This window comes from Amycolatopsis sp. FDAARGOS 1241 (genome assembly GCF_016889705.1).
Classification (GTDB): Bacteria; Actinomycetota; Actinomycetes; order Mycobacteriales; family Pseudonocardiaceae; genus Amycolatopsis.
The window spans coordinates 4186626-4198368 of the sequence record NZ_CP069526.1 but is presented as its reverse complement, the minus strand read 5'-3'; the positions used below and the strand labels follow the sequence as shown (position 1 = coordinate 4198368).

Annotated in this window: 6 protein-coding genes; 3 read left to right on the top strand and 3 right to left on the bottom strand. The window is 69.7% G+C overall.

What is annotated here, in order from left to right:
- Positions 1-3 precede the first annotated feature (3 nt).
- Complete coding sequence (locus I6J71_RS20610) at positions 4-1770, bottom strand: ABC transporter substrate-binding protein (RefSeq protein WP_204097162.1); 1767 nt, start codon at positions 1768-1770, stop codon at positions 4-6.
- Positions 1771-2008: 238 nt separating this feature from the next.
- Between I6J71_RS20610 and I6J71_RS20605 the strand changes: the two genes are divergently transcribed.
- Entirely contained in the window at positions 2009-2836 is an 828-nt protein-coding gene (locus I6J71_RS20605) for a M55 family metallopeptidase (RefSeq protein WP_204096192.1), read from the top strand.
- On the top strand, positions 2829-4163 hold the full coding sequence (locus tag I6J71_RS20600; RefSeq protein WP_204096191.1) for a M20/M25/M40 family metallo-hydrolase: 1335 nt from the start codon (positions 2829-2831) through the stop codon (positions 4161-4163). The genes I6J71_RS20605 and I6J71_RS20600 overlap by 8 nt, the downstream gene beginning before the upstream one ends.
- A 201-nt stretch (positions 4164-4364) precedes the next feature.
- On the opposite strand, the gene I6J71_RS20595 is transcribed toward I6J71_RS20600, so the two are convergent.
- Both I6J71_RS20595 and I6J71_RS20590 read right to left on the bottom strand, forming a co-directional pair.
- A complete protein-coding gene (locus tag I6J71_RS20595; RefSeq protein ID WP_204097161.1) occupies positions 4365-5816 on the bottom strand; it encodes an amidase in 1452 nt (483 codons plus the stop codon).
- Between the two features lie 557 nt (positions 5817-6373).
- Positions 6374-7117, bottom strand: a complete 744-nt coding sequence (locus I6J71_RS20590; RefSeq protein ID WP_204096190.1) for a bifunctional 2-polyprenyl-6-hydroxyphenol methylase/3-demethylubiquinol 3-O-methyltransferase UbiG — start codon at positions 7115-7117, stop codon at positions 6374-6376.
- A gap of 240 nt (positions 7118-7357) precedes the next feature.
- On the opposite strand from I6J71_RS20590, the gene I6J71_RS20585 reads away from it, so the two are divergent.
- Positions 7358-11665: a GH92 family glycosyl hydrolase gene (locus I6J71_RS20585; RefSeq protein ID WP_204096189.1), complete on the top strand. Its 4308-nt coding sequence runs from the start codon at positions 7358-7360 to the stop codon at positions 11663-11665.
- Positions 11666-11743 lie beyond the last annotated feature (78 nt).

Here is an 11743-nt window from a genome sequence, read left to right as displayed (position 1 = left end):
CGACTACTCCCGGTCGTCCGCCGACTTGCCGCGCCGGCCGATGATGATGCCGCCGCCGACGAGGACGACGAGCACGACCACGCCGATCACGACCCACAGGACCGCGTTCGACCCGCCGCTGTCGCTCGCGGTGGCCTCGGTTCCGGCGGGCACGGCGCCGTAGACGCCCCAGTAGCCGGTCTGCTCGAGGATCGCGCCCGAGGGCTGCGGCTGCGTCTGGAAGCCGGAGAACTTGTCGGAGCGGTAGGCCTCGAGCGCGTTGTCGTAGTCGAGGACGACGTTGACGGCCTGGCTGTAGAGACGTGCCTGGGCCTGCTTGACGTAGCCGGCGCGGGTGGCCGGGTCGGTGTCGGTGAGCTGCTTTTCGTACAGCGCGTCGTACTGCGGGTCGCAGAAGAACGTGTCGGTGGTGGCGCCCTTGCCCTCGGCGTTGGGGCGGGCGGCGCAGGTGTGCAGCGCGAGCGCGTAGTCCGGGTCGGGGTTGGTGGCGTAGCCGGAGATCGCGAGGTCGTAGTTGCCGGCGGTGGTGCGGTCGTTGAGTTCCTCGTCGGACACGAGTTCCTGCTTGACCGAGATGCCGATGTCGTGCAGCCAGCCCGTGACGTACTGGGCGGTGCGCTGGTCGAACGCGCGGTTGGCGTGGCCGGTCAAGCGCAGTTCGAGGCGCGCGCCGCCGGGGGCGACGCGGATGCCGTCCTGGCCCTTGGTGTAGCCGGCTTCGTCGAGGGCCTTGTTCGCGGCGGCCACGTCGAACTTGCGGGCCTCGTTCGGCGCCGGATCCCAGTGGTAGCCGGAGTAGATCGGCGGGACGACGCCGCCGCCGAGCTGGCCGTAGCCGCCCATGACCTTGTCCACGATGGTCTTCGGATCGATCGCCTCGGCGATCGCTTGGCGCAGCCGCAGGTCCTTGAGCACGGGGTTGCCGTTGCCGATCGGCTTGTTGTTCACGTCCTCGACGCCGAAGTTGATGTTGATCTCGTTGTAGCGGCGCCCGGGTGCCTTGTTGGTCGCGATGTTCGGCTGGCCTTTGAGGGCGTCGAACTGGGTCGGGGTGAGGCGGTTGATCACGTCGACCTCACCCTGCTTGAGGGCGTTGACGGCGGCTTCGACATCCTTGAACACGAGCAGCTGTAGCTCGTCGACCTTCGGCGCGCCGCGCCAGTAGCTCTTGTTGGCCTTGAACTTCACGTACTCGTTCTGCTTGTACTCGGTGAGCTGGTACGGCCCGTCGCTCACGCCGACCACCGACAGGTCGTCGGTCTTCGGGTCGTTGAGGTCCTTGATCGGTGCCCAGATGTGCTCGGGCACGATCGGCACGTCCAGCAGGTCCATGGTGGCCTGCACGGCCTTGGTCTTGATCACCAGCGTCGTGTCGTCGGGTGCGGACACGCTCTGGAAGTTGGCGACGTAGTTGCCGTTCGCGGTGCGCGCGGTCTCGTCGTCGAGCATGCGCTGGAAGGTGAACGCGGCGTCCTTGGCGGTGACGGGCTGCCCGTCGGACCACTTCACGCCCTGGCGGATCTTGAAGGTCCAGGTGAGCTTGTCGGGCGAGGTCGTCCACGACTCGGCGAGCGCGGGCGACGCCTCGGCCTTGTCCGCCGAGGGAATGGTGAGGAACTCGTAGATGAACCGCCCGACCTGCGTCGAGGCCGCGAGCGACGCGGTGAACGGGTTCAGGTGGTCGATCCCGGTCGTGAGAGCCACGCGCAGTACTTTCGGCTGCGCCGGCTGCTGCGCCGCGGCTGTGGCCGCCAACGGCAGGACCGCCATCGTTCCCGCTGTGAGTACCCCGATGACGCGGGCGAGCCCGCGCCGAACGTGCTTGATCCGCACTTGAAAACCACCCCTTGTCTGACCCCAGAGCCGAAAAGTAACCACATACCGAGGGAAGGGCGCAATATGTTGCGGCGACTGTGCGTGTCCGATCGTTATCTCCGGCGTGTCGTCACGCGGGGTGACCTCCGGCGTTCCGGCCCCGGCGCGGACGTAGGATGACTAGAGTGCCCGCATGCGGATCTTGGTCTCGGCGGACATGGAAGGCGCCACGGGCGTCACGTGGACCGACGACGTCGTGCCCGGTACCGAGCAGTGGCAGCGATTCCGGCGGCTGTTCACCGGTGACGTCAACGCCGTGCTGGCGGGCCTGTTCGAAGCCGGCGCCACCGACGTGCTGGTGAACGAGGCGCACTCGTCGCAGCGCAACCTGCTGCTGGAGGAGCTGGACCCGCGGGCGCGGATGCTCACGGGGCGCCACAAGCCGTTGTCGATGATGCAGGGTGTCGATTCCGGTGTGGACGGTGTCGTGTTCCTCGGATACCACGCGGGTGCGGGGTTCGACGGGGTGCTGTCGCACACCTACCTGGAGAACCAGATCACCGGGGTGTGGCTCGACGACGTACCCGCGAGCGAGGGCCGGCTCAACGCGGCGCTCGCGGCGGAGTACGGCGTGCCCGTGCTGATGGTCAGCGGCGACGACCAGGCGTGCGACGACGCGCGTGACTACGCCCCGGAGGCGGAGTTGGTGCCGGTGAAGGAGTGCGTGAGCCGGTACGCGGCGATCTGCCTGCCGCCGGCGCGCACGGCCGAATTGCTTAGGGCGGCGGCCGCGGAGTCGTCGGCGCGCGCCGGGCGCGTGGAGCGCACGCCCGGGCGGCACCGGATCGAAGTGGAGTTCGACGCGAGTCACCTGGCGCAGGCGACGGCGGTGATCCCGACGGTGGAGCATATCGGCACCCGGCGCGTCGGGTTCGACGCGCCGAGCATGACCGAGGCGATGAAGGCGTTCAAGGTGGTCACGGCCATCGCGGGCGGGGCGGTGCAGGGCATCTATGGCTGACGTTGCGGACGACGGCGCGGGCGGGACCGTGGTTGATGTTGTCGCGGTGTGCGCCGATCTGATCCGGTTCGACACCACCAACCGCGGTAACGGGGATTCCGCAGGTGAACGCGAAGCTGCGGAGTACGTCGCGGAGTTCCTGGAGCGCCACGGGGTCGCGGCGAAGGTCGTGGAGTCGGCGCCGCGGCGGGCGAACGTGCTCGCGCGGATCCCGGGGACCGACCCGGCGTTGCCCGCGTTGCTGGTGCAGGGGCATCTGGACGTGGTGCCCGCGGACGCGGCCGACTGGTCGGTACCGCCGTTTTCCGGCGAGGTGCGCGACGGGTTCCTGTGGGGCCGCGGCGCGGTGGACATGAAGGATTTCTGCGCGATGGTGCTCGCCGCGGTCGCGTCGGGACTGCGGCCGCGCCGGGACCTGGTGCTGGCGTTCGTCGCGGACGAGGAGGACAAGGGCGAGTTCGGGGCGCACTGGCTGGTCGAGCAGCACCCGTCGCTGTTCGAGGGCTGTGCGGCGGCGATCAGTGAGTCCGGCGGCTACAGCTACCACGTGCCGGCGGCCGACGGGCGGATGGTTCGGCTGTATCCGGTGGGCACGGCCGAACGCGGCACGGCGCACCTCGAGCTGACCGCGCGCGGGCGCGCGGGGCACGGGTCGCGCCCGAACGACGAGAACGCGGTGACGATGCTCGCCGGTGCGCTGCACCGCGTGGCCGCGCACCGCTGGCCGGTGCGGCTGACGCCGACCGTCGAGGCGTTCCTCGAGCGGACCGGCGCGGCGCTGGGGGTGCCGGTGGACCTGTCGTCGAGTGAGGCGGTGGACGCGACGGTCGCGCGGCTGGGTCCGGCGGGGTCGCTGGTCGTGCCGACCGTGCGCAACAGCACCACCCCGACGATGCTCTCGGCCGGCTACAAGGTGAACGTGATCCCGTCGACCGCGACGGCCCAGGTGGACGTGCGGGTGCTGCCCGGCGCGGAGGACGAGCTGTTCGAGGTCCTCGACTCGCTGCTCGGGCCCGGCGTGACGCGGGAGTTCGTGGCGCACCAGCCGCCCGTGCAGGCGCCGGTGGATTCGCCGTGGTTCTCGTCGATGGCCGCGGCGCTGCGCGCCGAGGACCCCCGCGCCGTGGTCGTGCCGTACTGCCTGGGCGGCGGGACGGATGCGAAGGCGTTTTCGAAGCTGGGGATGGCTTGTTACGGCTTCGCTCCCCTGTCGTTGCCCGAAGGCTTCCCGTACCGGGCCCTGGCGCACGGTGTGGACGAGCGCGTGCCGGTGGAGGGCCTGCACTTCGGGACGCGAGTGCTGACGCGGTTCCTCACGGAGTGCTGAGGATCGGGCCAGGTCCAGGCCCTCGACGCTGAGGGCGAGGACCTGGACCTGGCGGCCGGCGGAGTCGTAGAGCATCCGCCTCAGCGTCTTCTTCCGCAGCGTCTTCTTCCGCAGCGGCACGTCCCACCGGCGGCACAGCCGGTCGATGGGGACGGGGAGTTCTCGACGACGCCCGGCCCTGCGGTGACCCGGCCATACGCCCTATTTCGGCGCCTGGAAGCCGCCGGTCTTCTGCTCGAGCAGTTCGGCCAACCGCAGCGGGGTGCGATCTTCGAACGCCGGGCCGATGAGCTGGACTCCGACCGGCAGGCCCTCAAGGGACCGGCCCGCGGGTATGGCGGTGGCGGGCAGGCCGGGCATGGTGGCCAGGCCGGCCCAGACGAGCTGGTCGAAGTACGGGTACTCGACGCCGTCGATGTCGATGCGCCGTTCCAACGGATTGGGGTTGTGGTCGTGCAGGAACGCGGGCGTCGGCGTGATCGGGCACGCCACGGCGTCGAACTGCGCGAACAGCTGCCGCCAGCCGTGGCGGTGGGCCTCGCGGCGGTTGTTCGCCTCGATCCAGTCGCGGTGGCTGAACACCATGGCGCGCAGCCGCACGGCGTCAAGACTCTGGTCGGCCGCGCTCAGTCCGGCGGCGCGGGTCCGCAGCTGCTCGTGCGATTCGATGGGAAAACGCGCCACGGAGCCCGAGATCAGCAATTGCATGTAGAGCGTCGCGGCTTCGGTCAGATCGGGCAGCAGCGGACTGTGCCGTTCGATGCGGGCCCCGGCCTCGACCAGCGCGGCGGCCACCCGGTTCACGCCCGCCCGGACGGCGGACCCGGTCGGAATGAGCGGATGCTCGTCGAGGACCAAGACCCGGAAATCGCCGAGCCGCTCGTGGCGGGCGGGCGGCAGCGCCAAACGGTGCGCCACGCCGAGCGTCAGCGGGTCCGGCCCAGCCATGACGTCGAGCAGGAGCGTGAGGTCGCTGGCGGTGCGCGCCATCGGACCGACGACGGCGAGGTCGAAGTCGACCGGCAATGCCGGCGCGGACGGCGGGACCATGCCGCGGTTCGCGGCCAGTCCCAGTGTCGGCTTGTGCGCGTGGACACCGCAGAAATGCGCCGGGGTGCGCAACGAGCCGGCGAGGTCGGAGCCGATGGACAGCGCGCCGAAGCCACACGCCAGGGCCGCCGCCGACCCGCCGGAGGAACCGCCCGAGGTGCGAGCGTGGTCCCACGGGTTGTTGGTGGTGCCGTAGATCTCGTTGAAGCTCTGGATGTCTTGCAGCCCCAACGGAACATTCGTCTTACCGAGCACCACCGCGCCCGCAGCCTTCAGCCGCGACACCTGCACCGCGTCCTCGGCCGGCACATGGTGCCGGTGCGGCGGCATGCCCCAGGTCGTGGGTAGCCCGGCGATGTTGTAGGACTCCTTGACCGTCACCGGAACACCGAGCAACGGCCGATCCTCGCCGCGGGCGCGCGCCTGGTCGGCACGGTGTGCGGCGGCCCGCGCACGGTCGAAGTCCGGCACACAGATCGCGTTGATCACCTGGTCGTCGCGCTCGATACGGGCGATCGCCTCGTCGATCAATTCCACCGAGGTCACCTCGCCGGCACGTAAAGCAGCCGAAAGCTCGCCGGCCGCGAGAAAACTCCACTCCATGAATCCGAAGCTATCGGCCTGCCGCAGAGGCCATGAAATGTCGCTTCGCGCAACAGGGAAACCGGACGGGCCAGCTGCACCGGCGAAGTCGCGCACTCGTTCTGCCGTCTAAGGCGGCGCACCGCAGGTCACAGGGTCGACCGGGGCCGATTCCACCGGCACCGGCCATGAAATGCCGCGTCATGCAACAGGACGGATGTCTCAATTCTCGTCCGCTGACCGTCGGTGTTCCCGATCGCCATTGGGTCCTGCCCCCAACATCGGTTGCCGACGGGCAATTGTCGCCATTCCGCTGTGGGCGAGGTCCGACGAGAACCGGCAATTCGTCCGGCAGCTTCTGACGGTCCTCCCCGGATCACCCGCGGTAGGCGTTCGGCTTCGAGCACGGCTGGGCGCCACTCGGCGTCCTCGGCGTTCGGGAGGCCGAGGCGTCCGGGAGACGTCGAAAACTGGTCGGAACCGGTGCTCATCGCCCAGGCCTGCAAACACGGCTGGAGCTCGGCGGAAATCGCCGAACGCCTCGGCCTCCCGGACGCCTCGGCCGGGGTGGGAGATGGTCAGAACTCCCGGGTGAAGGTCGCCCACCAGCGGGCGCCGTCGCGGACACGGTCGAGGGAGGTTGCGGTGACGCCGTCGCGGGCGAAGGAGTCCAGTTCGGCGCGGTTGAGCGGCCACGGTGGTCCGGACCATGTCGCGAGGTCGATGCTCTCCTCGGCGACGGCGCCGACGACGAGCGTGCCGCCGGGGGCCAGGAAGGACGACACCGACGCGATCGCCTCGGCGCGGACGGACTTGGGCATCGACTGCACGGTGAGGATTTCGACGACGACGTCGAAGGCGTGGTGCCATTCGGCGGGCGGGTCGAGCAGGTCGGCGGTGCGGTAGGCGACGCGGGTCTCCGGGAAGCGGTTCAGCACGGCCTTGATCGCGCTCGGCGACACGTCGAAGGCCGACGTGCGGAACCCGGCGCCGGCGAGCAGTTCGGCGTCGTCGGCCATCCCGCAGCCGACGACGAGGGCGCTGCGGCCGTCGGCCGGTTGCGTGGCGACCCACGCGGCGAGTTCGGGGCTGGGTTCCCCGCGGAACCACGGGACGACGGCCTCGCCCGTTTCGGCCGCGGCGTAGAGCGGTTCGAACCACCCGGTCGGATCGCCGGCCGCGAGTGCGGCGCCGGCCCGGCGGCGAGCGGCTTCGTCGGCGGCGATCGCGGCGGCGGCCGAATCGGGGCCGGTCACGCGGGTTCGCGCGTGATCGGCGCCTGTGGGGTGCGTTCCGGTCTGGCCGGTCGGATCGGTGGGCATGTGTCCCCTTATACCGGTGGCGCGGATCCGGGTGCGGGATTTCGGCTCGCCTCACCCGGGGGAACGGGGCCGGAGCGCCGGATGAGCCAGCGGGTACGTCCGGCGTTGTCCGTTTCCGGCCAGGTTTGCCCACCGGATCTTGACATCGATGTCAGGCAGGAGTTTCCCTTCCGTAGCGCCGCCGCTGGGGGAACCTGCGCGCGCGGGCGCGCCCCGAACCCCGACGAGCTGGGAGCAACGATGCCCCGAAGCGCCAGACCCGTCCACGCCGCGCTGGTCGCGGTCGTGACGGCGGCCGGATTGGTCGCCCTGCCGGTGACCGCGGTCGCCGCGGCGGAGGTTCCTCCGCCGGACTTCTCCTCCTCGTTCGAGCCGACCGATCCGCAGCCGACGTGGCAGGACACCGTTGACACCGACGCGGCGGGCGAGCCGCGCACGTCGGGGGTCAATGGGGCGAACGGTGCCACGATCCCGGGTGACATCCGGGGCAAGGTGACCGAGACGAGTGCGAGCAGCGAGAACACCGACGGTGGTGAGGTTTCGGCGAACCTGGTCGACGGCACGACCGACACGAAGTGGCTTTCGTGGGAGCCCACGGCGTGGGCGCAGATCACGTTGGCGGAGCCGGTGGCGATCACGCACTACGCGCTCAGCTCGGCCAACGACTTCCCCGGCCGTGATCCGCAGGACTGGACGCTGCAGGGCTCGAACGACGCGCAGTCGTGGACAGACCTGGACAAGCAGTCGGGGCAGTCGTTCGACGCGCGGTTCCAGGAGCACGAGTACAAGCTCGCGGCGCCGTCCGCGGCCTACCGGTACTACCGGCTGGACGTGACGCGCAATCACGGCGACGGCATCATGCAGGTTTCGGAGCTGCTGCTGGCCAACGACGATCCGGCGCCGCCGCCGTTGCCGAACATGCGCAGCTACGTGGACGCGGGCCCGACGGGCGGGTACACGAACAAGAGCCGGGTCGGGTTCACCGGGAAGAAGGCGTTCCACTACGCCGGCACGCAGACCGCGGCCGGGCACGGGTATTCGTACAACAAGGTCTTCGACGTGAACCTGCCGGTGGTGGCGTCGACCGAGCTGTCGTACAAGGTGCAGCCACAGTTCACGGGCAACGACCTGAAGTACCCGAGCACGAACGTCGCGATCGACCTGGCGTTCACCGACGGCACCTACCTGAGCGGGCTGGGGGCGACGGACCAGTACGGGTTCCCGCTGTCGCCGCAGGGCCAGGGCGCGAGCAAGGTGCTCTACGCCAACCAGTGGAACCTGGTGCGGTCGGCGATCGGCACGGTCGCGGCGGGCAAGACGATCGACCGGATCCTCGTGGGCTACGACAACCCGAACGGCCCGGGTGCGTTCCAGGGGTGGCTCGACGACGTGAAGATTTCGGCGACGCCGACGCCCCCGGCGAGCCTGCGCCCGAGTGACAACGTGCTGACCACGCGCGGGACGATGGCCAACGGCACGTTCTCGCGGGGCAACAACTTCCCGGCGACGGCGGTGCCGCACGGGTTCAACTTCTGGACGCCGGTGACGGCGGCCGGGTCGTCGGACTGGCTGTACAACTACCACTCGCAGAACAACGCGGACAATCTGCCGGTGCTGCAGGCGTTCTCGGTGAGCCACGAGCCGAGCCCGTGGATGGGTGACCGGCAGAGCTTCCAGGTGATGCCCTCGGCCGCGGCGGGGGTGCCGGACGCGAACCGCGACGCGCGGGCGCTGCCGTTCCGCCACGACAACGAGGTTGCGCGGGCGCACTACTACGGGGTGACGTTCGAGAACGGGATCAAGACGGAGATCGCACCGACCGATCACGCGGCGGTCATGCGGTTCTCGTTCCCGGGTGCCGACTCGAGCCTGATCTTCGACAACGTGAACAACTCGGGCGGGCTGACGCTCGACCCGGCTTCGGGCACGCTGACCGGCTACTCGGACGCGAAGAGCGGCCTGTCCGCGGGGGCGGGGCGGATGTTCGTCTACGCGACGTTCGACAAGCCCGTGACCGCGGGGGCGAAGCTTTCCGGGCAGGGCCGGGACAACGTGACCGGGTACCTGCGGTTCGCCGCGGGCGCGGACAAGACGGTGACGATGCGGATCGCGACGTCGCTGATCAGCGTGGAGCAGGCGAAGAATAACCTGGAGCAGGAGATCGGGCCGACCGCGACGTTCGACTCCGTGCGCGACGCCGCGCAGCAGGCGTGGGACAAGCAGCTCGGCGTGGTCGAGGTGCAGGGTGCGTCCAAGGACCAGCTGGAGACGCTGTACTCGAACCTGTACCGGTTGTTCCTGTACCCGAACTCGGCGTTCGAGAACACCGGCACCCCGCAGGCCCCGGTGTACAAGTACGCCAGTCCCGTGGCGGCGAAGGCGGGTGCGGACACCGCGACGCAGACCGGGTCGAAGATCGTCGACGGCCAGATCTACGTCAACAACGGGTTCTGGGACACCTACCGCACGACGTGGCCGGCGTATTCGCTGCTCACGCCCGACATGGCCGGGAAGATGGTCGACGGGTTCGTGCAGCAGTACCGCGACTCGGGCTGGATCGCGCGCTGGTCCTCCCCCGGTTACGCGGACCTGATGACGGGCACGAGCTCCGACGTCGCGTTCGCCGACGCCTACCTCAAGGGCGTGACGAACTTCGATGTGAAGTCGGCCTACGACGCGGCGCTGAAGGACGCGACGGTGACGCCGCCGAACTCGGCGGTGGGCCGCAAGGGCCTCGACCAGTCGATCTTCCTCGGTTACACGCCGAACTCGACCGGTGAGGGCTTCTCGTGGGCGATCGAGGGCTACATCAACGACTTCGGCATCGCGAACCTGTCGAAGAAGCTGTACGACCAGGCGCCGGCGAGTGACCCGCGCAAGGCGGAGTACCTGGAGAACTACCAGTACTTCACCAGCCGGGCGCAGCAGTACGTGAACCTGTTCGATCCGAGCATCGGGTTCTTCCAGGGCAAGGACGCCTCCGGGAAGTTCACCAAGACCGCGGCGCAGTACGACCCGCGCGCGTGGGGCGGCGACTACACCGAGACCGACGGTTGGAACATGGCGTTCACGGTGCCGCAGGACGGGCAGGGCCTGGCCAACCTCTACGGCGGCAAGGACAAGCTGGCGCAGAAGCTGGACGCGTTCTTCGCCGATCAGGAGACCGCGACGATGACCGGGTCTTACGGCACGGTGATCCACGAGATGCGGGAGGCGCGGGACGTGCGGATGGGCCAGTACGGCCACTCCAACCAGCCCTCGCACCACCTGCTCTACATGTACGACTACGCGGGCCAGCCGGCCAAGACGCAGGCGAAGGTGCGGGAGGCGCTCTCGCGGCTCTACACCGGCAGCGAGCTGGGCCAGGGTTACGCGGGCGACGAGGACAACGGCGAGATGTCCGCGTGGTACGTGTTCGGCGCGCTGGGCTTCTACCCGCTGCAGATGGGCAGCCCGAACTACGCGATCGGGTCGCCGCTGTTCACCAGGGCGACGCTGCACCTGCCCGGCGGTGACGTGGTGATCAACGCGCCGAAGAACTCGGCGAAGAACGTCTACGTGCAGGGGCTGAAGGTCAACGGGAAGCCGTGGACCTCGACGTCGCTACCGCAGGACGTGCTGGCGCACGGGGCGACGCTCGATTTCGACATGGGCCCGAACCCCTCGGCGTGGGGCACCGGCCCGGACGACGCGCCGAAGTCGATCACCACGGGCGACGCGGTGCCGTCGCCGCTGCACGACGAGACCGGCGCTGGCAAGGGCACGGTGTCCACTTCGGACGGCTCGAACGTCGCGGCGTTGTTCGACAACACCTCGCGCACCGAGGCGAAGGTGACGGGCGCGGTGACCTACCAGTTGAACTCGGCGGACGAGGCGGTCACGCACTACACGCTGACCTCGCCCAAGGGTGCGGGTGATCCGAAGAGCTGGAAGCTGGAAGGCTCCTACGACGGGAAGACCTGGGCGGTCGCCGACGAGCAGACCGACCAGAGCTTCGCGTGGCGGCAGCAGACGCGGGCGTTCGCGGTGAAGAACCCGGCCCACTACGCCTACTACCGCCTGCAGGTCACGGCGAGCACGGGTGGCGCCGCGTCGGTGGCGGAGATCGAGCTGCTGGGCCGGCCGGACGCGTCGTGCACGAAGACGCTGACGGGTGAGCAGAAGGGCCCGCTCACGGTGTCCGGCGGCACGGTGTGTCTCGCCGAAGCGACCGTGTCGGGTCCGGTGACCGTGGCGAAGGGCGCTTCGCTGATCGTGCGCGGCGGCTCGATCTCGGGTCCGCTGGCGGCGACCGGCGCCGGGCAGGTCGTGCTGAACCGCACGGAGGTCTCGGGCCCGGTGACGATCACGGGCACGACGGGGCAGGTGTCGATCGAGCTGACCGACACCGGGGGTCCGGTGACCCTCACCGGCAATGCCGGGCCGGTGCTGGCCGGCAGCACCGTGGGCGGCCCGCTGGCCTGCGCGGCCAACTCCCCCGCCCCGACCGACCACGACGTCGCCAACACCGTCCGCGGCCCGGCCGCAGGGCAGTGCGCGAAGCTGTAGTCCGGTTCACCACCTCCGTGGGGCTCCTTTCCGGCCGGGAAGGAGCCCCACGGCTTGTTCGGGGGATCGTGTCAAGAC